The 21,229-nt window shown below is 67.7% G+C and carries 23 protein-coding genes and 3 tRNA genes; 8 read left to right on the top strand and 18 right to left on the bottom strand.

Annotation, left to right across the window (positions count from 1 at the left end; all coding sequences use genetic code 11):
* Position 1 precedes the first annotated feature (1 nt).
* The 4 genes from phnC to fbaA all read right to left on the bottom strand — a co-directional run bounded on the left by phnC (position 2) and on the right by fbaA (position 4,192).
* Positions 2-832, bottom strand: a complete 831-nt coding sequence (gene phnC, locus FWJ47_RS04000; RefSeq protein WP_147104421.1) for a phosphonate ABC transporter ATP-binding protein — start codon at positions 830-832, stop codon at positions 2-4.
* Between the two features lie 103 nt (positions 833-935).
* The gene (locus FWJ47_RS03995) at positions 936-2,015 is read right to left on the bottom strand and encodes a phosphate/phosphite/phosphonate ABC transporter substrate-binding protein (protein ID WP_147104418.1); all 1,080 of its coding nucleotides are present in this window, start codon (positions 2,013-2,015) and stop codon (positions 936-938) included.
* A 162-nt stretch (positions 2,016-2,177) separates the two neighbouring features.
* Entirely contained in the window at positions 2,178-2,990 is an 813-nt protein-coding gene (locus FWJ47_RS03990) for an HAD family hydrolase (RefSeq protein ID WP_170228469.1), read from the bottom strand.
* Between the two features lie 179 nt (positions 2,991-3,169).
* Positions 3,170-4,192, bottom strand: coding sequence for a class II fructose-bisphosphate aldolase (fbaA, locus tag FWJ47_RS03985; protein ID WP_147104411.1), 1,023 nt, complete (start codon positions 4,190-4,192; stop codon positions 3,170-3,172).
* A 164-nt stretch (positions 4,193-4,356) separates the two neighbouring features.
* Between fbaA and FWJ47_RS03980 the strand changes: the two genes are divergently transcribed.
* Positions 4,357-4,782 carry a hypothetical protein gene (locus FWJ47_RS03980; RefSeq protein WP_147104408.1) on the top strand — a complete coding sequence of 142 codons (426 nt, stop codon included), beginning with the start codon at positions 4,357-4,359 and terminating at the stop codon, positions 4,780-4,782.
* Between the two features lie 67 nt (positions 4,783-4,849).
* On the opposite strand, the gene FWJ47_RS03975 is transcribed toward FWJ47_RS03980, so the two are convergent.
* The 3 genes from FWJ47_RS03975 to FWJ47_RS03965 are packed head-to-tail and all read right to left on the bottom strand — an operon-like array spanning position 4,850 to position 6,334.
* Entirely contained in the window at positions 4,850-5,359 is a 510-nt protein-coding gene (locus tag FWJ47_RS03975; protein ID WP_147104406.1) for a methylated-DNA--[protein]-cysteine S-methyltransferase, read from the bottom strand.
* 4 nt (positions 5,360-5,363) lie between these two features.
* Entirely contained in the window at positions 5,364-5,675 is a 312-nt protein-coding gene (locus tag FWJ47_RS03970; protein ID WP_147104400.1) for an AzlD domain-containing protein, read from the bottom strand.
* A complete protein-coding gene (locus tag FWJ47_RS03965; protein WP_147108899.1) occupies positions 5,672-6,334 on the bottom strand; it encodes an AzlC family ABC transporter permease in 663 nt (220 codons plus the stop codon). The genes FWJ47_RS03970 and FWJ47_RS03965 overlap by 4 nt, the downstream gene beginning before the upstream one ends.
* A 96-nt stretch (positions 6,335-6,430) precedes the next feature.
* On the opposite strand from FWJ47_RS03965, the gene FWJ47_RS03960 reads away from it, so the two are divergent.
* Positions 6,431-7,108, top strand: a complete 678-nt coding sequence (locus FWJ47_RS03960) for a glutamate racemase (protein ID WP_170228468.1) — start codon at positions 6,431-6,433, stop codon at positions 7,106-7,108.
* On the opposite strand, the gene FWJ47_RS03955 is transcribed toward FWJ47_RS03960, so the two are convergent.
* The gene (locus FWJ47_RS03955; protein WP_147104394.1) at positions 7,105-7,767 is read right to left on the bottom strand and encodes a TrmH family RNA methyltransferase; all 663 of its coding nucleotides are present in this window, start codon (positions 7,765-7,767) and stop codon (positions 7,105-7,107) included. The two genes, FWJ47_RS03960 and FWJ47_RS03955, sit on opposite strands and share 4 nt — an antisense overlap.
* A gap of 26 nt (positions 7,768-7,793) precedes the next feature.
* Here FWJ47_RS03955 and FWJ47_RS03950 point away from each other — a divergent pair, with 26 nt between their 5' ends.
* Entirely contained in the window at positions 7,794-8,984 is a 1,191-nt protein-coding gene (locus FWJ47_RS03950; RefSeq protein ID WP_147104391.1) for a MalY/PatB family protein, read from the top strand.
* A gap of 23 nt (positions 8,985-9,007) precedes the next feature.
* Positions 9,008-9,532, top strand: a complete 525-nt coding sequence (locus FWJ47_RS03945) for a GNAT family N-acetyltransferase (protein WP_147104388.1) — start codon at positions 9,008-9,010, stop codon at positions 9,530-9,532.
* 25 nt (positions 9,533-9,557) lie between these two features.
* On the opposite strand, the gene pyrE is transcribed toward FWJ47_RS03945, so the two are convergent.
* A complete protein-coding gene (gene pyrE, locus FWJ47_RS03940; protein ID WP_147104385.1) occupies positions 9,558-10,118 on the bottom strand; it encodes an orotate phosphoribosyltransferase in 561 nt (186 codons plus the stop codon).
* A 112-nt stretch (positions 10,119-10,230) separates the two neighbouring features.
* Between pyrE and nadE the strand changes: the two genes are divergently transcribed.
* Complete coding sequence (nadE, locus tag FWJ47_RS03935; protein WP_147104381.1) at positions 10,231-11,061, top strand: ammonia-dependent NAD(+) synthetase; 831 nt, start codon at positions 10,231-10,233, stop codon at positions 11,059-11,061.
* Between the two features lie 13 nt (positions 11,062-11,074).
* A complete protein-coding gene (locus FWJ47_RS03930) occupies positions 11,075-11,878 on the top strand; it encodes an exodeoxyribonuclease III (protein ID WP_147104378.1) in 804 nt (267 codons plus the stop codon).
* A gap of 51 nt (positions 11,879-11,929) precedes the next feature.
* On the opposite strand, the gene FWJ47_RS03925 is transcribed toward FWJ47_RS03930, so the two are convergent.
* The 5 genes from FWJ47_RS03925 to FWJ47_RS03905 form a co-directional block, all read right to left on the bottom strand.
* On the bottom strand, positions 11,930-12,376 hold the full coding sequence (locus FWJ47_RS03925) for a DUF4282 domain-containing protein (RefSeq protein ID WP_170228467.1): 447 nt from the start codon (positions 12,374-12,376) through the stop codon (positions 11,930-11,932).
* An 81-nt stretch (positions 12,377-12,457) separates the two neighbouring features.
* Positions 12,458-12,988, bottom strand: a complete 531-nt coding sequence (locus FWJ47_RS03920) for a DUF4282 domain-containing protein (protein ID WP_147104373.1) — start codon at positions 12,986-12,988, stop codon at positions 12,458-12,460.
* A gap of 172 nt (positions 12,989-13,160) precedes the next feature.
* Positions 13,161-13,233: transfer RNA gene (locus FWJ47_RS03915), tRNA-Phe, on the bottom strand.
* Positions 13,234-13,251: 18 nt separating this feature from the next.
* A tRNA-Asp gene (locus FWJ47_RS03910) sits at positions 13,252-13,328 on the bottom strand.
* A 125-nt stretch (positions 13,329-13,453) separates the two neighbouring features.
* Positions 13,454-13,526, bottom strand: a tRNA-Glu gene (locus tag FWJ47_RS03905).
* 101 nt (positions 13,527-13,627) lie between these two features.
* Here FWJ47_RS03905 and FWJ47_RS03900 point away from each other — a divergent pair.
* Both FWJ47_RS03900 and FWJ47_RS12140 read left to right on the top strand, forming a co-directional pair.
* The gene (locus tag FWJ47_RS03900; protein ID WP_147104370.1) at positions 13,628-13,993 is read left to right on the top strand and encodes a metallopeptidase family protein; all 366 of its coding nucleotides are present in this window, start codon (positions 13,628-13,630) and stop codon (positions 13,991-13,993) included.
* A 369-nt stretch (positions 13,994-14,362) separates the two neighbouring features.
* Positions 14,363-16,567, top strand: coding sequence for an NlpC/P60 family protein (locus FWJ47_RS12140; RefSeq protein ID WP_211358962.1), 2,205 nt, complete (start codon positions 14,363-14,365; stop codon positions 16,565-16,567).
* A gap of 114 nt (positions 16,568-16,681) precedes the next feature.
* Here FWJ47_RS12140 and FWJ47_RS03890 read toward each other — a convergent pair whose 3' ends face one another.
* From FWJ47_RS03890 to FWJ47_RS03875, 4 genes are all read right to left on the bottom strand, one after another.
* Entirely contained in the window at positions 16,682-17,737 is a 1,056-nt protein-coding gene (locus FWJ47_RS03890) for a universal stress protein (RefSeq protein ID WP_147104367.1), read from the bottom strand.
* An 87-nt stretch (positions 17,738-17,824) separates the two neighbouring features.
* Positions 17,825-18,739 carry a glycerophosphodiester phosphodiesterase gene (locus FWJ47_RS03885; RefSeq protein WP_147104364.1) on the bottom strand — a complete coding sequence of 305 codons (915 nt, stop codon included), beginning with the start codon at positions 18,737-18,739 and terminating at the stop codon, positions 17,825-17,827.
* Between the two features lie 89 nt (positions 18,740-18,828).
* Positions 18,829-19,869: a hypothetical protein gene (locus tag FWJ47_RS03880; protein ID WP_147104361.1), complete on the bottom strand. Its 1,041-nt coding sequence runs from the start codon at positions 19,867-19,869 to the stop codon at positions 18,829-18,831.
* A gap of 52 nt (positions 19,870-19,921) precedes the next feature.
* Positions 19,922-21,226 (bottom strand): hypothetical protein, encoded by a 1,305-nt coding sequence (locus FWJ47_RS03875; RefSeq protein WP_147104358.1) that lies wholly within the window; start codon positions 21,224-21,226, stop codon positions 19,922-19,924.
* Positions 21,227-21,229: the final 3 nt, after the last annotated feature.

The raw sequence follows: 21,229 nt of genomic DNA, 5'->3' as shown, positions 1-21,229 counted from the left end.
GTCAGGGCTTCCCTGCCTGGCCCGCGCCCACTGCCTCGGCCTCCGCGGCATCCTCTGCGGCAGCCGGGGCCGGAGCAGAGCTCTCATCCTCGGAGAGGGACCGCTGGTAGACGTCCTCGATGACAGCGTCGGTCGCCTCTGCTGTGGTGCCGTCGAAGACGACCTCACCGTTGCGCATCCCAATGATCCGGTCTGCGTAGTCACGGGCGAGATCGAGGTGATGCATGTTTACGATGCAGGTGATGCCCAGCTCTCGCTGGATGCGGCGGAGGTCGCCGAGGACCTTGCGCGCCGTCGGCGGGTCCAGGGAGGCGACCGGCTCATCGGCCAGGATCACCTCTGGGTCCTGGGCAAGCACGCGGGCGATCGCCACACGCTGCTGCTGGCCGCCTGAGAGGGCGGAGGCCCGGTTATAGGCCTTGTCAACGATCCCCACACGCTCCAGCGACTGGAAGGCGACCTCCTTGTCCTCCTGCCCGAACCAGCCGAGGAGGGAGCGCCAGGTGGGCGTGACAGCAGAGCGGCCGATCAGCACGTTGTTGAGAACAGAGATCCGCCCGACGTTGTTGAACTGCTGAAAGATCATTCCGACCCTGGAGCGCAGCCTCCGCAGCTTGGACTTGTTCCTCGGGTCCACCACGGTGTCCCCGACGCTGATGGAGCCGTTCGTGTAGGGCACCAGCCCGTTGACCGCGCGGATGAGGGTCGACTTGCCCGCACCGGAGAGACCGATGATGGCGACGAACTCGCCCTGGCCGATGTCCACGCTGATGTCGCTCAGCCCCTTGAAGCCGTTGGGGTAGACGACGTCGACGTTCTCAAACTTGATCATGGTGAAAAGGTTCTGACGACTGGGGTGCGGGCCGCGGCTCCATACCGCGGACCGCACCCCAGCATCTCAGAGATTTCCTCTCAGCTGAAGGTGAGCGGTCGGGTCACTCGTCGCCGAAGTCCAGGTAGACCTGACGGGCGACGTCGAGCGCCTCTTCGTCAGCTTCGGCCAGACCGTTGATCTCGTAGACGTCGTAGAGCGGGTCGCCTTCATCCAGGTCACCGGAGTCCGCGAAGCTCAGCCACGCGTCGGTCAGGACCTCCAGCTCGTCCTCAGTGAACTCGTCGGAGGCGACGATGCCGTCGTTCGGGATCGGGCCGGCCCATGCGAAGACCACCAGCTCCTCGCCGACGTCCGGGTTGTCGTCCACGATGTTGGTGCGCGCGTCGTCGAAGGAGGTGCCGATCTCGAAGTCGCCGTTGTAGACATTCAGCACGGCGTCGTCGTGACCACCGGCGAACTGGGGGTCCACCTCGACGCCGAGCTCGTTGAGCTGGGTCTGCGGGAAGTAGAAGCCGGAGGCTGAGCCCTCCTCCACGTAGGCGACCGGAGTGCCGTCCTCGATCAGCTCGAGAGCGTCCTCGCCCATCGGGCCGTACTCGGCCAGCTCGCCGGAGTCCTCGTCGTAGATGTCGTTGCAGAACAGGTACCCGTCCTCGTCAGCCACCGGCTCGTCGAGGCAGTAGGTGTCGGGGTCGTTGGTGAACCACTGGGTGACATACGTGTCCGCGCCGAAGCGGATGGACTGCAGGATGGGGGTGCCGTCCGCCTCATCCTCAGCCTGGATCATGCCCACCGGCCCGGACATCACCAGCTGCACGTCACCGGACTGCATGCCGGAGATGACGCCCTGGTAGCTGTCGGCGAAGAAGATCTCCACCTCGAATCCGTCCAGTGCCTCGGAGAGCTGCTCGGCCAGCGCCTCAGCGTTCTCCTCCTCAGCCTCGGTCGCTGAATCGGTGGCGGGCACCAGGCCGATGGTGATGGAGTCCACGGACTCGATCTCGCCGGCTGCCTCGCCGCCCTCATCGTCGGCGGCGCCGTCCCCGTTCGCATCCTCTTCAGTCTGATCCTCAGCGTCCTCGTCGCCGGTGTCGATGTCGCCCTCGTCGCCGGCACAGGCAGCCAGGGAGAGAGTCAGCACGGATGCCAGCGCGAAGGCCGACTTGGTGTTCATACGCATGTGAACGTCCTTAGTCCATAGATCCAGGTGCAAGTGCAGGTCCCTGAGCCCGATCAGCCCAGAGAGGTGATCTGCGGCACGGAAGCCTGATGCTTACTCTATGGTCGCGCTGAACAGCCCCTCAACTTGTGACAGGCGAGTTTTCACAGACGTCACCCAGAATTAACTGGCGGCCGAGTCTTCCGCCCAGGTGCGGATGTGCGGGACGGCTTCCTCGAAGGAGGCTAGCCTCTCGTGCGGGCGTCCCAGACCCGTGCCGAACCGGTCGAGCAGGATGGTCCTGCCCCCGAGCTCCGCCGCCGGGGCCAGGTCGTTCTTCCAGATGTCGCCGACCGAGAGGATGCGGCACTCAGCAAGCTGAGCCTCTCCCGCCGCCTCCTGCATCGCATCCTGCATGCCGAAGGGCTTGCGGGCACTGTTGACGACGACGTCGAAAGCACCGTCCAGGCCCAGCGCTGAGAGCCACTGCTCGAAGCCGGCCGCCGGCGAGTTGGTGATCAGCGCAATCCGCACCCCTGCAGCCTGCAGCTCGGCGATAAGCTCCGGTGCGCCTTCCGGGGCGTGGACGTCGGTCTGCTCCAGCCCCTCCCGGGTGATGTCCTCCCGGGCTGCCATGAAGGCCGTCCCCAGCTCAGGACTGCTCAGCCCGGCCTGCCGGCCCAGCATCTGAACCAGCTGATACCCGTCCTGGAGCGGCCATGCGAGCGGGTGGGCGCCCTCCGCCTCGGCCTCCTCGGCAAGGACCTTCGGCTCCCCGGCGGCATCCAGCTCGATCTCCGGGATGTCCAGGGAGTCGGCGGACAGCGCCTGAGCCACGATGCGGGAGATGCTCCGGCCCAGCCCAGGAAGCCCGCTCTCGGCGACCAGGGCGTCTGCACGACGGGCATAGAACGTCGCCGGCTCGTCGCCGAGGCAGACGGTGCCGTCGAAGTCCAGGATGAGCAGCTTGCGCCGGTCAGCGGCAGTGGTCAGCACGGGGAAGGCCCTCACAGGAAGATGCGGCAGGGATCAGGGACGGAGCGTCCATGCAGATACTGTACAGCGGACGAACCGTCCTCAATGTCAGGGGACTGTCATGTGACGCAAGTGTTGCAGACGCAGAAGGGGCCCCGTGGGCGCACAAGCCCACGAGACCCCTTCCAGCAGACTCCGGCCTACCTGATGGTCTTGCCGGCACTCCCCAGAGACTGTGCGGCCTCCACAATCCGGGCAGCCATGGATTCCTCGGCCTTCTTCCCCCAGACGCGGGGGTCGTAGGTCTTCTTGTTCCCGACCTCGCCGTCGACCTTCAGCACGCCGTCGTAGTTCTCGAACATGTGTCCGGCCACCGGGCGGGTGAACGCGTACTGAGTGTCCGTGTCGATGTTCATCTTGATGACGCCGTAGCTCACAGCGTCCTCGATCTCCTGCTGGCTCGAGCCGGAGCCGCCGTGGAACACCAGGTCGAACGGGCGCTCCTTGCCGTACTTCTCCGCAGTCGCCCTCTGGATCTCGTCCAGGATCTCCGGACGCAGCTTGACGTTGCCCGGCTTGTAGACGCCGTGGACGTTTCCGAAGGTCAGGGCGGTGATGTACCGGCCCTTCTCACCGGTGCCCAGCGCCTCAAGGGTTGCCAGGGCGTCCTCAGCAGTGGTGTAGAGCTTCTCGTTGATCTCATTCTCCACACCGTCCTCCTCGCCGCCGACGGTGCCGATCTCCACCTCGAGGATCTGCTTGGCGGCCGCGGAGCGTGGCAGCAGCTCGGCGGCAATCCGGAGGTTCTCATCCAGGGCCTCCGCGGAGCCGTCCCACATGTGCGAGTTGAAGATCGGGTCGCGGCCGGCCTTCACCTCCGCCTCGGAAGCCTCCAGCAGCGGCAGCACAAAGCTGTCCAGGTGATCCTTCGGGCAGTGGTCAGTGTGCAGCGCGATGTTCACCCCGTAGTTCTTCGCGACCTCCTTCGCGAGGGCGGCGAAGCCCTTCGCGCCGGTCACCATGTCCTTCACGAAGGGGCCGGACCAGTAGGCGGCGCCGCCGGTGGAGACCTGGATGATCCCATCGGACTCGGCATCGGCGAAGCCCTTGATCGCGGCGTTCAGAGTCTGGGAGCTGGTCACGTTGACCGCAGGGTAGGCATAGCCGCCGGCCTTGGCGGCGTCGATCATCTCGGTGTACTTGTCCGGCGTTGCAACGGCCACGTGATGCTCCTCTATGAGTGAAGTCGGTACTGACAACGGCGTCTGCGGCGCCCTCACCCCATCCTAACGAGACGAGAGCCACACGTAACCCCGGGAGGACCTCTCCCTTGTTAGGTTGGCCGCGACCGTGCAAGCCCGAACCGAACCAGACAGGGGTTGTCGCCATGTTCCCGAAGGTCAAGCTCTCCCACATGCCCGTCCGCATCGCCGCCGGCGCGCTCATCCTCAACGCCGGCTGGGATATCCGCCAGCTGCCCGAGGAAGCCGCCGAGGGCGTGCAGGAAATGGGCGCCAAGGCAATGCCCGAGGTCAACAGACTCAAGACCAAGGACTTCCGGGAGGTTCTCTCCGACTCCGAGCTCACCCTCGGCGCTGCCCTGCTGCTGCCCGCGATCCCCTCCTGGCTGGCCGGCGCAGGGCTCACCGCGTTCTCCGGCGGCCTGCTCCGGATGTATCTGAAGTCCCCTGAGATGACCAAGGACGACGGCGTGCGTCCCACTGAGGTCGGCACCCCCATCGCCAAGGACATCGTGATGCTCGGGGCTGGCGTGACCCTCATCCTGGATGACCTCTTCCGCCGGAAGCAGTAAGGCCCAGCGGCCAAAATGTGCAGCATCCGGACCTGATTCGGCTCCCGATGGTGCCGAATTTGGCCACTCACACGGAGACGGTCGCCTCGCGCCTGAGCAGGCTCTGCTTGACCTCTGCGCCGTAGCGGAAGCCGCCGAGGCTGCCGTCCGTCCGGATGATGCGATGGCACGGCACAAACAGCGCAGCTGCGTTGGAGGCGCAGGCGCCCGCCGCCGCGCGCACCGCCAGGGGTGAGCCGGACCGGTCCGCGTACTCCCGGTAGGTGATGGGCTCCCCTGGCGTCACCGTGCGGAGCGCCTCCCAGGCCTGCTGACGGAAGGGCCCTGACCTCTGCAGCACCGGCACCAGGCCGACGGCCGCGTGGTCGCCGGCGTAGTACTTCCGCACCGCTTCCTCCGCCTGCACCAGCACGGTCGGCGCCGCGCCTTCCAGCTCGTCGCGCAGCGAAGGATGGATCAGCTGCAGGAGCTGGTCGGCCTCAGCGGTCCATCCCGAGGCGAGCACGTGCTCCTCATCGGCGAGGATGGTGAAGGGGCCGTCCGGTGTGGTGAGCGTGGTGGGGCTGATCGGGCTCATAGGTTCAGGGTAGCCCCAGCAGCCGCAGCCCCGCGGCGGAGAGCGCACCGATGAGCACGACGACGATGAACGGCGCCCGCAGCATCAGGGCGACGGCGGCTGCCGCCAGCGCCCCGAGCCGGGCGTCGAAGACGAAGCCGTCCTCGTAGGAGACTGTGTTGAGCGCGACCAGCGCGGCCAGCAGCCCGATGGTCAGCAGCCCGGAGATGCGGCCCACAAGCGGGTGCGCCAGCCACGTGGCGGGCACCGAATAGCCCAGAAGCTTCAGCGCGAAGGCCGCCGCGCAGGCGAGCAGCACCCATGTCCACATGCTCATGCGTCGGCCTCCTGGGAGGCACGTTCCATGCGGGCCGCGAGCAGGCCCCATAGGATCGCAGCCGCTGCGGCGATGAGGATCGGCACACCGGCCGGCGCAAGCGGCATCGTCAGCACTGTCACCAGCGCCGCGACCACTGCCAGCGCCCAGGGCTCGCGGGCCTTCAGCCGGGGCCAGAGCAGCCCCAGGAATGCGGCGACGACCGCCCCGTCGAGGCCGAACGCCTCCGGATCCGCCATCGCATCGCCCAGCAGCGCCCCGATCGCCGTGGCGGCGGACCAGCCGATCCAGATTCCGATGCCGGTGAGCCAGAAGCCTCGCCGCTGCTCGGGCCTGGTCTCCTGGGCCGTGGCGGCCGCCATGCTCTCATCGATCGTGACCTGGGCGGAGAGGAGCTTCTTCAGCCCGAGGGGTCTGAGCAGGGCTTTGATCTGGATCCCGTAGAGGGTGTTGCGCACCCCGAGGAGGGTCGCGCTGCTGAACGCCGCGGCCGGCGAGCCGCCCGCGGCGACCACCCCGATGAATGCGAACTGGGAGCCGCCGGTGAACATCAGCACGCTCAGCGCCGTCGTCTGCCAGAAGCTGAAGCCGGCGGCCACCGCCAGCGCCCCGAAGGAGATCCCGTACAGAGAGACCGCCAGGGTGATGGAGGCAGCCATCCGGCTCGCAGGCGTCACGCGCAGCAGCGCCTCGTCCTCATCCTCGGTCCTGGGCACAGCGCAATGCTAGTAGGAATCCGGGCTATCGTTTCTTCGATGAGGATCGGGGTGTTTGATTCCGGGCGCGGAGGTGAGGCCGTTGCTTCTCGCCTGCGGGAGCTGCTGCCGGGATCAGACGTGCTCACGGCCGACGACGCAGCGAACGTGCCGTATGGGAGCCGGTCCGACGAGGAGGTGCAGCGGCTCACCGCTGAAGGTGTGAAGCCGCTGCTGGATGCCGGCTGCGATGCGGTGGTGCTCGCCTGCAACACCGCCACCGCGGCTGCCATCGACCATCTGCGCAGAGACATCCCGGCGATCCCCTTCGTCGGCCTGGAGCCGATGGTCAAGCCGGCCGCGGCGATGAGCCGCAGCGGGGTCATTGCTGTATGCGCCACCCCGGCCACTCTGCGCAGCGGCCGCTATCAGCGGCTCAAGGATGCCTGGGCGCCGCAGACGCGCGTACTGGAGCCGGACTGCTCCGCCTGGGCTGCCGCTGTCGAACGCGAAGGACCCGAGGTCGTGGACCTGGCCCCGCTGGTTGAGGAGGTGCGGGGCTCCGGCGCCGATGTCGTCGTGCTGGCCTGCACGCATTACCACTGGCTCAAGGAGCGGATCGAAGCCCAGCTCGCCGCCGAGCTCCCGGAGCGCGGCGTCACCGTGCTGGAGCCCTCGGACGCCGTCGCCGGCCAAGTCGCCCGCGTGCTGGGCTCGCCGCCGCGCAGCGGCCTCTAGGGCACCCCCGGTGCCGCGTGCTGGCGGATCCAGGCATGCATGGCGATCCCAGCTGCCACGCCTGCATTGATGGAGCGGGTGGAGCCGAACTGCGCGATCGAGAGCGTCGCCGCAGCGGCGTCGCGGATCTGCTCGCTCAGCCCCGGGCCCTCCTGCCCGAAGACGAGTGCGCACCTGCGCGGCAGGTCGTAGGTCTCCAGCGGCACTGAGTCGGGGAACAGGTCCACCCCCAGCACGGGGAGCCCCTCGTTCTCCGCCCAGGCGACGAAGTCCTCCACCGTGGGGTGGTGACGGACGTGCTGGTACCTGTCGGTCACCATGGCCCCACGCCGGTTCCACCGCTTCTTTCCGATGATGTGGATCTCTTTGGCCAGGAACGCGTTGGCTGTGCGGACCACGGTGCCGATGTTGAAGTCGTGCTGCCAGTTCTCGATCGCCACATGGAACTCGTGACGACGGGCATCCAGGTCCGCGACGACCGCCTCACGCTTCCAGTACCGGTAGAGGTCGACGACGTTGCGACGGTCCCCCTGCTCCAGCAGCTCCGGATCCCAATGCTCGCCCTCAGGCCAGGGGCCCTCCCAGGGCCCGACGCCCACCTCGCGCGCAGGCTCAGCATCTCCGCGCTCGTCATCTTCTGCACCGGCGCCCTGACTCATCCGGCTGAGCGTACTACGCTCAACGCATGGGCCAGACAGCAGAATCTCCCGACAATCCTCTGGAGCAGCTCTCCCTGGAGCAGCTGCGTCAGCGCAGCTCCGCCAAGTGGCGGGTCTTCGGCGACGACGTGCTGCCCCTCTGGGTGGCTGAGCAGGACACCCCCCTCGCTGAGCCGGTCGCTGAGACCCTGCGGCGGGCCGTGGACCTCGGCGACACCGGCTACCCGTCCACCGGGCCATATGTGGAGGCGTTCCGCAGCTTCGCCGCCCAACGCTGGGACTGGGAGGTCGCCGCAGCGCAGGTGCGCCCGGTCCGGGACGTGATGAGCGGAGTGGTCAACGCCCTGCACCTCATCACTGAGCTCGCGGACACGGTCATCGTGAACTCCCCGGTGTACCCGCCCTTCTTCAAATACCCCGTCTCCGGGGGCCTGCGCGTGGTGGAGTCCCCGCTCGGCCCAGACGGGCGCATCGACTTCGAGACGCTCGAGGAGTCCTTCAACCTCCGCACCTCGGGCGGAACCGCGGTGTTCCTGCTGTGCAGCCCGCAGAACCCCACCGGCGTGGTCCACACCCGGGAGGAGCTTGAGAGGGTCGCCGAGCTGGCAGACTCCTACGGGGTCAGAGTCGTGGCCGATGAGATCCACGCCCCCCTGGTGCACGAGGACCGCGGCTTCACCCCTTATCTGACAGTTGATCCGAGGGGTCTGACCCTGATGTCCGCCTCGAAGGCATGGAACCTCGCGGGCACCAAGGCGGGGCTGCTGATCGCCGGGGAGGGCGCCGTCGAGGACCTGGAGAACCTGCCGCCGGAGGTCGCCTACGGGCCCAGCCACTTCGGCGTGCTCGCCCAGACCGCGGCCTACCGCGACGGCGGCGCGTGGCTGGACTCCCTGCTCGGAGGCTTGGACGCCAACCGCCGCCTGCTGGGGGACCTGCTCGCCGAGCACGCCCCGAAGGTTGGATACACCATGCCGGAGGGGACCTACCTGGCGTGGCTGGACTTCTCCGCCTACGGCTTCGAGGACGAGCCGGCCGGCGGGCTCGAGTCGCCCATACAGGGGCCGGCCAGGCGCCTGCTCACCGACGCCAGGGTCGCACTGACGGGCGGACATGCCTTCGGAACCGGCGGGGAGCGCCACGCACGCCTGAACTTCGCCTGCTCCCAGGCCGTGCTCATGGAGGCCGTGGAGCGCATCGGCCGCGCGCTCGCCTGACCTCGTCAGCTACTCTCGGGCGGGTGACCGAACCGATCATTCGTGACGCCCAGCCAGCCGACCTGCCCGCCGTCGCCGCGATCATGGACCACTACGTCCGTGACACCGTGGCGACCTTCGCCGAAGAGGCGCCCACTCCGGCCCAGTGGGAGGAGCGCCTCACGCACAAGCGGCAGCAGGGACTCCCCTTTCTGGTTGCGGAGGTGCACGGGGATGAGCCGGGGGCGAGCTCAGACGTCGTCGGCTTCGCCTATACGGACTGGTGGCGGCCCAAATCCGCCTGCCGCACCGCTGTGGAGGACAGCATCTACCTCTCCCCCTCGGCCGGGGGCCGCGGCACCGGCACCGCGCTGCTGAGCGCCCTGGTCGACCGCTGCGCGGAGGCTGGGCACCGGCAGATGATAGGAGTGCTCACCGACGTGGAGACAGAGGCCTCCTACGCCCTGCACACCAAGCTCGGGTTCCGAGCTGTGGGCCACCTGCCCGATGTCGGCGCCAAGCACGGCCGCAGCCTCGGCACCTACCTGCTGCAGAGGCAGCTCGGCTGAGCGTCGCTGCGGGGCCGTTCGCCCATCACTCCAGGCCGAGGTCAGTCTTGGAGTAGGCGTAGAGGTAGGGGACATCAGCCTCTTCGGCAATGTGGTCGCCTGCACCGGTGGCGCGGTCCACGATGACGGCAACCGCCTGGACGATGCCGCCGGCGCTGCGCACGCCATCCACGGCGGTCAGGGCGGAGCCGCCGGTGGTGGAGGTGTCCTCCAGCACCACCACTCGGCGGCCGTTCACAGCGGGCCCCTCGACCTGCCGCCCCATCCCGTAGTCCTTCTGCTTCTTGCGGACCACGAAGGCGTCCACGCTGCGGCCCTTCTCCCGGGCTGCGTGCATCAGCGCGGTGCCCACCGGATCCGCACCCATGGTCAGCCCGCCGGCGGCGTCGAACTCGATGCCTGCCTCGTCCAGCAGGTCAAGCATGACCCTGCCGACCAGCCCGGAGGCCTCATGGTGGAGGGTGACCCGGCGCAGGTCCACGTAGTAGTCGGCCTCCTTGCCGGAGGACAGGGTGACCCGGCCCCGCACCACGGCGAGGTCACGGATGAGCTGGTTCAGGCGGTCGCGGTCGGCGATGGAAGTCATACCCGCATCCTATGGCTCGGGGGATGCCGCACGGCGCCGCGCCCGCCGTGTTGAGGGTTCTTTCAGCGGCCATTCACGCGCCTGACATGGAGTGCTCGCTAGACTCCGAGGCATGGGTGAACTGCGAGCACAGATTCTGGACGAGATGGGTGTGAAGCCCGCCATCGACCCGGCGGAGGAGGTCGAGCGACGCAGCACGTTCCTCGCCGAGTATGCCAAGGCCGCCGGCGCCGCCGGCCTGGTGCTGGGGATCTCCGGGGGCGTGGACTCATCCTTGGCGGGGCGACTCTGCCAGCTGGCCGTCGAGAAGCTCCGCGGCGAGGGCTGCGAGGCCGTCTTCCATGCGATGCGGCTGCCGCACGGCAGCCAGCAGGACGAGGAGGACGCCAAGCGGGCCCTGGAGTTCGTCGCTCCGGACAAGACGCATACGTTCAACATTGAGAAGGCCGTCACAGGGGTGGATGTGGCGTTCGCCGAGGAGCACGGGCGGCAGCTGCAGGACTACCACCGCGGCAACGTGAAGGCCCGGCTACGGATGGTCGCCCAGTACGCGGTGGCAGGCGAGCACAGCTCGCTGGTGGTCGGGACCGACCACGGCGCGGAGGGCGTCACGGGGTTCTTCACCAAGTACGGGGACGGCGGGGTGGATGTCGCTCCGCTGTTCACTCTGAACAAGCGGCAGGTCCGGCAGATCCTCAAGCATCTGGGCGCCGACGAGCGTCTCTACACCAAGGCGCCCACCGCGGATCTGCTGGACGAGAACCCGGGCCAGCTGGACGAGGCGGAGCTGGGCCTGACCTACGACCAGATCGACGACTATCTGGAGGGCCGCGAGATTGACCCTGAGGCGGCTGCGAAGCTGGAGAAGCAGTGGCTGAAGACCCGCCACAAGCGGACCGTCCCGACCACCATCGCCGACGACTGGTGGAAGTCCGGCTCCTGATAGCGTTCTGCCGATGCGGATCGCTACATGGAATGTGAACTCACTGCGGGCCCGGGCTGACCGGGTGGAGGAGTTCCTGGAGCGTCAGGACGTGGACGTTCTGGCCATCCAGGAGACCAAGTGCAAGGACGAGAGCTTCCCGTGGGAAGTCTTCGAGCACAACGGGTACGACGTCGCTCACTTCGGCTTCAGCCAGTGGAACGGTGTGGCGATCGCCTCCCGTGTGGGGCTGAAGGACGTGGAGCGGACCTTCCCGAACCAGCCGCCCTTCGGCAAGGGCGGCAAGGACCCGGTGCAGGAGGCTCGCGCCATCGGCGCGACGTGCGACGGCGTGCGCGTCTGGTCCCTGTACGTCCCGAACGGGCGTTCCCGTGAGGACGAGCACATGACCTACAAGCTGGCCTGGCTGCGCAAGATGCGCGAACACGCTTCAGCGTGGCTGGCTGAGGACCCGCAGGCGCAGATCCTTCTGGCCGGGGATTGGAACATCGCGCCGGAGGACGAGGATGTCTGGGACATCGACTTCTTCGAGAAGAACCGGATGACCCACGTGACTGGGCCCGAAAGGGCAGCTTTCCAGGAGTTTGTGGACGCCGGGTACACCGACATCGTCCGGCCGCACACCCCGGGGCCCGGCGTCTACACGTTCTGGGACTATACGAGCCTGCGCTTCCAGAAGCGGCAGGGCATGCGGATCGACTTCCTGCTGGCGTCCCCCGCTCTGACGCAGCGAACGGAGCACGCATTCATCGACAAGGACGAGCGCCGCGGCAAGGGCGCCAGCGACCATGCCCCCGTTCTGGCAGACCTCAGCTGATCAGGGTTCACCCAGGGCTCAGCTGAGCCCCTCTCTGAGATTCTCCAGCTGTCAGGCCCCCTTCTGCGCAAGCGTCGCGGCCGCGGCCGTCAGCTCCACGCCGAGCCGGCCAAAGACGATCACCAGCAGAGGGATGACCCAACTGAACAGCAGGCTCTCCAGCACGGCCCATACGGGGAAATCCCCCGGGAAGGCGGATGCCTGCACGACGGTGTCGATGATCCCGAAGAACCACCACAGGCCGACCAGGACCACGATCAGCAGGAAGAAGATTCTGGCGTGCTTCGGCGTCTGGAACTTGTCGAAGCTGAAGATCGCGCCGAAGCTGGGCCCCTGAGCCTTGGGCTCGCTGTGCGGGTAGTAGCCCTGCTGACCCTGCGGCCGCTGCTGAGGGGCGGGATGCTGCGACCCGGGCCGGCCAGGGCCCGGCGGCGGATGGGGCGCGCCAGGACTCTCGTTCTCACCTGGCTGCTCGGGCGGGTTGGGCGGCTGCGTCATAGTAGGCACTCCTGTTGAACGGTAGAGCTTGCGGAAGCCCATCCTGGCTGGTCACGTACACGGCGGGGAAGGCATTCCGCCTCACTTCTTGGCGTTGAGATCCTCCAGCTCCTCCACCGCGGCACCGGTGTTCTGCGCAGTGCGGATGGCAGCGATCATGAACTCGAGCACCACACGCAGGATGATCAGCTGCACGAACGCCCAGATCGTTCCCCCGACCACACCGGCCAGGAAGAGGAGGAAGGCGACGAACCCGTTCTCCGAGGCCGCGGCGACCGTGGTGATGAGAGTGCCGATCATGGTGATCAGCCAGCCGATGACGATAGCGATCATCAGCAGCACATAGATGAAGGAGGCGAACTTGACCGCCACGAAGCTCTTGAAGCTCAGGTCGAAGAGGGCGCTGAAGAAGCCCCTGCCCTCCGTCTGGTTCTTCCTCGGCTCGTCAGATCCGCCGAGGCTGCCCTGTGAGCCGCCCGGGTACTGCGGAGGGGGCTGATTGCCTCCGCCCTGGGGCACGCCGGGGTGGGGAGGCTGCGGAGCGTTCGGACCCTGACTGCTGGGACCCTCACTGTTCGGCTCCGGAGCGGGAGGGGTCGGGGGCTGAGTCATTCTGGTTCCTGCCTCTCAGGTGTGTGATGACCGCTGTCTGCAGGGCGGGATACGGCCGCCTGCGCACATCCTTCCAGGCAAGAGGCCCGGAAACGAGGGATAACCATGTATTACGCAGAAAACCCCCGAACTTCCGCAGAAGCTCGGGGGTTTTGCTGTGACACCGGATTTGTGGCTCCGACCGGCGTCGATCCGGTGACCTTTCGATTTTCAGTCGAACGCTCTACCAACTGAGCTACAGAGCCCTGACTGAATCCGATGCCTGGCGACCCTGACGGGACTTGAACCCGCGACCTCCACCGTGACAGGGTGGCGCGCTAACCAACTGCGCCACAGGGCCTTATTCTTACTTGTTTCGACCTTAACGGCCGAGGAAGAACGTTACCAGCAATCTTCCTGCAACGTCCAATTCCGATCTTCAGGCCAAAGGCCCGGCCATTGCGCATGACCGAGCCGAAGACTCCGTACCCCCAACGGGATTCGAACCCGTGCCGCCGCCGTGAAAGGGCGGTGTCCTAGGCCGCTAGACGATGGGGGCCCGAACCCACATATGGACAGTGCCCAACATGGAGACCACATCAGGATAGTCGGTGCCGCACAGGGGCATCAAATCAGCTTCGACGGCCTTAGAGTGGCCGTATGGCCGCTGAGATGTCCGACGAGGAGTTCGACGACGCCGTCGCCGTTGCTCTGGAGTCCATCCCAGAGCAGCTGGCCTCCAAGATCGAGAACGTCGCAGTCTTTGTGGAGGACACCTACATCCCGGAGCCGTGGGAGGACTCGGACACCGTTCTGCTGGGCCTGTACGAGGGAATCCCGCTGACGGAGCGCAGCGAGGCCCCCTGGGCGATGCCGGACCGGATCACCCTGTACAAGGAGCCGACCCTGAGCATCTGCGAAACCCGGGAGGACGTCATTCGACAGGTGCGGATCACTGTGGTGCATGAGGTGGCGCATTTCTTCGGCATCGATGATGAGACCCTGCACCGTCTGGGCTGGAACTGAACCGAAGCTGGAGCCCCGCTGGGTGCTTCGACCGATCTAGCACAGGCCTGTGACAAACCTTGGTAACCCTCAACCTTCAAGTAGCTTGAAGGTTCGGTGAGACCTTTTTGTGACCTTCGATCCCCGGAATCACAAGGATCAATGCCTCACAGCTCGATCACAGAAACAGCGACACACCTTGTGGGCGTGACCTTTTCGCAATTAACGTGATCGTCAGTAGCACCACGAAAGGACCGAACCGGTTCAGAGCCTTCCCATCGCTCGACAGCCGGATGAGGAGCTTCCCATCGCTTCCGCCTCATCCGACCTGTGCCGGCCCGGTCCCCGGTGGACTCCCGCTGCGCCCGAGGAACAAAGTGAGGAACTGCTGTGAAGAACCGTAATCTTGCGGTGGCGGCCGTCACCGCCGTCATCGTGACCACCGCGCTGGTAGGGACCACCCTGCCCGACATCGTGGCCGACCGCACCAACAATGCGGTCGAGCAGCAGGGGCAGGACGGCACCGTCGAAGGCGGAACCACCACCTCGCTGCCCGACGCACCGTCCGTCGACGAGATCTCCGGCGTCAAGGGCGACCGCGACGCCAGCGACCAGATGATCGCTGACATTGCCGGCCGCATCGACCAGGCCAGTGCCCGCGCCGACGAGCTCGAGCAGAGCCTGATGCGTGAGCAGGCTGAGGCCGCTGAGCGCCTCGCCGCCGCAGAGGAGGCCGAGGAGGCCGCCGAGCAGGCACGAGCCGAGGCCGCGGCCGCCCTCGAGATCGACACCGAGGACGAGGACACCTCCGCCGCTGACGTGCTCCTGGGCGATGAGAGCAGCCTCGCCGAGGACGCCACCGACCAGCAGCTCGAGGAGCAGGCCGAGTCCGACGCCGTCGCCGCCGAGCAGGCTGCCCGCGAGGCTGAGGCCGAGGCCGAGCGACTGGCGGAGGAGGCCGAGGAGGCATCCGCCGGGATCGCCGGCAGCACCGACTCCGCCGTCCAGGACGTCGAGGAGCTCGGCGAGAACGTCCACCGACAGATGGTTGCCCTCCACGAGCTCGAGGGCGAAGGCTACAGCCTCCAGGAGTTCTACGAGCTGGTGCTCGGCAACTCCGACTTCCTCGACGACGACGGCGACGTGGACTACCAGGCTCTCGCCTACCGGGTGCAGCAGCTGCGCGCTGAGGCCGAGCAGGCTGAGGTCACCGATGAGGACGTCGAGGCTCAGCCCGCCTCCAACACTTCCTCGGAGGATGCGGAAGGGGAAGCCGCACCCTCCGAGGAGAGCAGCTCGCCGTCGCCCTCCGAAACCGCTGAGCCCACCCCCACCGAGGAGCCCAGCGAGACTGCGACGCCGACCCCCTCCGAAACGGCATCCCCCACCCCGAGCGAGACCGCGGAGCCGACGCCCTCTGAAGAGCCGACTGCCTCTGAGGAGCCGACCCCCTCGGAGGAGCCGACTCCCAGCGAAACGGCTGCCCCGACCCCGAGCTCCACTCCGAGCCCCACAGAGAGCGCATCCTCCGGCCCGGCATCGTTCGGCCAGCTCTCCTCCGATCAGCAGGACCTGCTGGGCCAAGCCGCAGAGCTTGAGGACATCTCCAGCGCCTCGAACTACTACACCCTGGCGCAGAGCAACGACACGTTCATGAACTCGGACGGCTCGTTCGACTTCGGCGCGATGCGTGAGCACGTCCGCTACCTCGACTCCCAGGCCTCACCCACACCATCCTCCACGCCGAGTCCCTCCCAGAGCAGCTCGAGCCCCTCGAGCACTCCAAGCTCCACCCCGTCGTCGACTCCCTCCTCGACACCGAGCCGGAGCTCGAGCCCCTCACCCTCCCCCACGCAGAGCTCATCGGCACCCTCGCCGCAGTCCTACGGGAACCTGAGCGCCGACATGCGGCGGCTCATGGAGCGCGGCGCTGAGCTTGAGCCCGGGTTCTCCGGCTCCGGCAGCGACTACTACCAGGCTGTACTGAACAACCCCGACCTGACCGACGGCTCCGGTCAAGCATCTCAGGTGGAACTGACCATTCGCGTCAGGCACCTTGAGAATACGGAGAGTGGGAGCTCGGGCACTTCGGGCAGCTCAGACTCCGGGTCATCAAGCTCCGGCAGCTCGAGCTCCTCCAGCGCGCCTGCTCCGACCCAGTCCTCCAGTGCCCCTGCTCAAACCCAGTCCCCCACTTCTGGGACAGGGGCCCAGGCCGCCGGGAGCGGCGGAAGCGGCGCACGCTCCGCCGCCGTGAGCACGGCCCGCGGCATCGTCAACACGCCCGGTGTGCGTTACCAGCACGCCGGCAACGGCCCGCGCGGCTACGACTGCTCGGGCTTCACCGTGGCGGCCTTCCGCTCAGCCGGCATCAGCCTGCCCCGCACTGCGGCCCTGCAGTCCACAGTGGGCACCACCGTCTCGATCAGCGACCTTCAGCCCGGTGACCTGGTGTTCTGGGGCGGCCGCGGCAGCGCCTACCACGTCGCGATCTACGCCGGCGGCGGCATGGTCCTCGACGCAGGCACCCCGACCTCCGGCGTCACAGAGCGCCGGATGTGGGGCGGCGCCTCGCACGGCCAGCGCGTGGGCTGACCCATAAGAGGATTTCGGCGCCCCGCTCTGCGGTAGGGCGGAACGCCGAACACTGAGAAGAGCACGCAGGCCCCGGGGATCGGACACCCCGGGGCCTGCGTGTGCGCTCAGCCTCTAAAGGACGGGACCGAACTCATCACGGTTCCCGATGCGGCGGTCCTCCTCCTCCGGGACCACCATGAGCGGACCCTCGGCGTGCTGGATGACTCCCTGTGAGGTGGAGCCGAGCAGCATCCCGGCGAATCCGCCGCGGCCCCGAGTGCCCAGCACGGTGAGCTGCGCGTAGCGGGTCTGCTCCACCAGCACGTCCACAGAAGTCCCGGAGTGGACTTCGTACTCGATGTGCAGCGTCGGGTAGTGGTAGTTCAGCCAGAGCGCACCGGCGTAGAGCTTGCCCTGCAGCTCTTCGACGGCATCGGCGTCATCGATGTGGGTGGGCGCCCACATGGTGATGGCGCTGACCGGCGGCAGGGCGCAGACCAGTTTGAGGCTGGTCTGCCGCTCAGAGGCTTCCCGCGCCGCGGTCAGCGCCGCCACGCGCCCATAGTCGGAGCCGTCCACACCGGCGACGACGGGGCGGCTGTCGCGCTCGTGAATGGGAGTGGCGCCCTGGTCCAGGAGGCTCTGCGGCGGCTCAGCGCCGGGTGCATCCGCGGCGGAGACGATCGGGATGGCCCCGGTGGCGGTGGTGACGGCATTCTCAGCCCGGGATGAGTACTGCAGCGGCACCAGCACCACGGGCGAGTGCGCATGGGCCGGCAGCGCGGAGGAGACGGAGCCGAGCAGCCGGCCGAGGAAGCCGCCCCGGCCGCGTGTGCCGATGACGATCAGCTCGGCGGTCCGGGACTCCTCAAGCAGCACGGTGGAGGGGTCTCCGGGCTCGATCCGGTAGGCGACCTCCCCGGGGTAGTCCCGCAGGAACTCCTTGGCCTGGTCGATCACCCCCTCCGCCCCGGCGCGCAGCCCGGAATCATCCATCATGGCGTAGCCCCCATCCATGGAGGAGGCGGCGAAGGCGGGCATGGAGTAGGCGGTGAGCACGGTCAGCCGCATCTTGCGGCGATGGGCCTCCGCGGCGGCCCAGTGCGCCGCGCGCAGGGACTGCTCGGAGCCGTCGACGCCGACGACCGCTCCAGCGGCCGGGCTGGTGCTCTCAGGTGCGTCCGTCACGAGTGACCTCCCTCACTGGGGTTCGGTCCTCCCATAGTACGCCGAGGGCCCCGACGCCGGCAGGGACCTTGCGCCCGGGGCGTGTGATCAGACCAGCGCCGGGGGCGAGGAGACGGCCCGGATGATCCGCTCGGGATAGTTGGTGGTGATCTCCTGGACGCCGAGGGACAGCAGCATCTCGGCGTCGTCCTGCGTATCCACGGTCCAGACCCGCAGCCGGGCGCCGCGGGCTATCCAGGCTTTGGCCTCGGCCCGGTGAGCCCGCACGTAGCTGATCCCGGGCCCTGCCATGCCGATCTGCCGGTTCCACACCAGCGCTTCAGAGCCCCTTACCGCCCCCCGCATGGCCGCCGAACGGGCGCGGACGTGGTGACCGGTGACCGGCGCGAGCAGGGCGCACAGCCTCTCCGCCGGCACCAGCTCCCCCAGATGGCGCAGAGAGCCGGGAGAGAAGCTCATGAAGGAGACCTCCACCGTGTGCTGCCCCGAGCGGATCGTGGAGGTCTCGGGATCCCATCCGTAGGCCAGCAGCACCCGGAGGACTCGATCCTCCAGCTGGTGCCCGAAGGGCGAAGGGTGCTTGAGCTCAACGGCCAGGTGCACACTCCGCCCAGCATGGGAGAGCACATCGAGGGTGTCCTGCAGGGTCATGAGCTGCCGGCTGGGCGATCCGTACTCGCGGGGCAGATCCGGAGTCCTCCAGCTGGTGACGTCCAGGGTGCGCAGCTGGGCGAGAGTGAGTCCTGCCAGAGCGCCCCGCCCGTCCGTGGTGCGCTCCAGGGTGGCGTCGTGGAAGCAGACGACCTCTCCGTCCCGAGTGAGGTGCACATCGATCTCAAGCCCGTCAGCGCCCTCTTCGAGCGCCCGGAGGTAGGCCGCTCGGGTGTGCTCAGCGAAGACCCCCGAGGCTCCGCGGTGGGCGAAGATCCCTGCACGCCGTCGAGGGGCGGCAGGCGGGGTGCACGAGGAGGCGGACTGGACGCTGACTGCGGCTGTCGTCACGCTCCGCACTGTAGAGAGCACAGATCAACGGGGGGCGACCAGCAGGAGAAACCCAGGTGGAACGTCAGGTGAACAGTGTGTGAACCCGCTCAGGCGGCGCCCTCGGCCGCGATGCCGCCGTCCTTGGGCTCCGTCTCCTTCAGCTCTTTGCGCTCCCTGCGCTGAGCCCTTCCCTCCGCCTTGAGCGCCTTCTTCCGATGACGGCGCTCCTTGCGCTCCGTGCGGTGCTTCTCCCGCTCGAGACCACGCCTGAAGTCCTCCACCAGGGATGCCGGAGTCTCCTCAGGCAGCTGGCCGAAGGTCTTGTGCGCGGTCTCCACCACCCGGGAGGAGAGGGCACGATTGGTCGCTCCTCCGACGACTGCACCGATGCCGAAGGGGATGGCACGAGCGAACATGGATGATCCCTGCCGGACGAAGAAGCGCCTCAGGAACTGTTTCCTGATCTGATTGGCAACCAAGCTCGCCATGGTGGAGGAGCCCGCGGAGGAGGCTCCCCAGGAGCTCAGAGGAACCATCGAGCCGATGGGGCCGGCGCCCTGTCCGCCAGCCTGAGTGTTGAGCTCCGAGAGCAGCTTGCGGCCGTCCTCGCCGAGCATCACCCCCATCACCAGCAGCTTCGCCTTCTGCGGGTCCTCGGTGGTGATTCCCGAGAGCTCCGCCATGGACTGCGCGTAGATGGCGCACAGCTCCAGGAAGCCCCCGGTGGCGGCCGCGGAGATGCTCAACGAGGCCACCGTTCCCACGCCGGGGACGGCGGCTGTGGCGCCGATCGCCGCACCGGACCCGGTCATCGTGCGCTTGAACTCCTTGTCGAGCTCATAGGCCAGCTGCCGGTTGGTGTGGGTGGGGTGAGCTTTGCGCAGGCGGCGCAGGTTCGCCAGCACCACGGGCCGCTGAACCGTGACCGCGCGGGTCAGCCAGTCCTCGGCGGCCGGGGTGAGGCTGCCATCCTCGGTGAACGCCTGCTGGGAGACGAAGCTGACTCCCTTCGCCGCCGCGTAGCCGGTGGCCGCGCTGCGGAGCACAGAATTGCTGGCCTGCTTCTTCTGTGCAGCTTTGGGAGCCGGGTTCGCGGCCAGCGGCTCGTCGTCGCCGCCGCGGAAGGGGATGATGCTTTTCGGGGCCATGGTCGGCAGTCTACGGGCACGCACCGGGGCGGGTCAGCCTCGACGGAGAGGCTCAGCCCTCAGAGGTGATGTCCAGCCAGACGAGGCGGTCCTCCAGGCTGCGGGGGTCGGAGGGATCAACAGTCTCGTAGCCGAACTCGCCCTCTCCGGGCCAGAAGATTCCGGAGCCGCTGACATCCAGCCCGCTGGAGGGCAGGACCACGGAGGCTCGCTGATCCTCCCCGCCATCAACCCATCGGGTGGCGGTTCCGTCCGTCTGAGCGACCGGACCGGAGCGGGAAAGGAGCTCGGTCTCGGTGACCGCCTCGGGTTCGGGGTCCTCCAGCACCGGGTGGTCTGTCAGGCGGTCCAGGCCTGTTTCCTCGCTGAGGGAGGGCTCTCCGACGACGACGGCGTCTGCGCCGGGCGCAAGCCCGCCTTCAGCTCCCTCGTCGTCATAGAGATACCACGCCTCCGAGGAGACGTAGTCGCTGATCAGCTGCGCCATGTCCTCGGAACGGATCTCCTCGAGCGGACCGGGGTCCTCCGGGGCAGCGGTCGCCGTGGCGATGAGGTGGACGGGCTCGCCGTCCTCGACCAGCACCGGCACGTCCCAGAGGGTCGTCGAGGCCAGCCGGAGGATGGACTCCTCAGCCTGGGTGAAATCCTCATCCTGGAGGGACGAGCCCGGGAGGTCCTGCCAGAGGAACTCTCGGAAGGTGCGTGCGCCGTCTGTGTCGAGGGGCTCCTTGGAGAAGATGATGATCCCCTCCTCTCCGGGGTACTGGCCGTACCCCATCGCATCGCCGGGACCGCCGACGGTGCCGTCGCCGTCGAGGTCCACACCGGAGTCGATGCCGGAGTTGGTGGGAGCGGTGAAGACGTGGGAGTACTCCTGCCCGGCCTGGCCGTTCTGGCCGCTGGCGAGGTACTGGTTCTTGAGGATCTCGGCGATGCGGCCATCCTCGTCATAGCTGACGCCGGTGAGGACCAGCACGTCAGGCTGGTTGATCTGGGCCGTCTCCGCGACGGTTCGGGCCTCGGAGTGGTTTCCGCCGGCAAGCTCACCGATCAGGGCGTCCAGAGGATCGGAGTCCTCCGGGTCGGATGCGGTGAGCCCGGCGTGCAGGGTCGCGACGCGCAGATCGTCATCGCCCTTCTCCACGGTGGTGGGCTCGCCCTCCGCGCTGGGCTCGCTCGTCGCCGGCTGACCCGGTGTGGGGTACACCGGGTTGGAGACCGCCACATGGGCGGTCCCCGGGGCGGGTGCTGACTGCGCTGCCGGTGCGGAGACCATGATGAGGCAGGCGGCGGCGGCCGAGCCGACCGTCAATGGTCCCCCCTTGAGGCGCGCAGGCTGAGTGAAGCCTTTGGGCATGCG

The sequence above is a fragment of the Nesterenkonia populi genome (assembly GCF_007994735.1).
Taxonomy (GTDB): Bacteria; Actinomycetota; Actinomycetes; order Actinomycetales; family Micrococcaceae; genus Nesterenkonia; species Nesterenkonia populi.
Note: the sequence above shows the minus strand (reverse complement) of the source record. Positions and strands in the feature narration are given on the sequence as shown.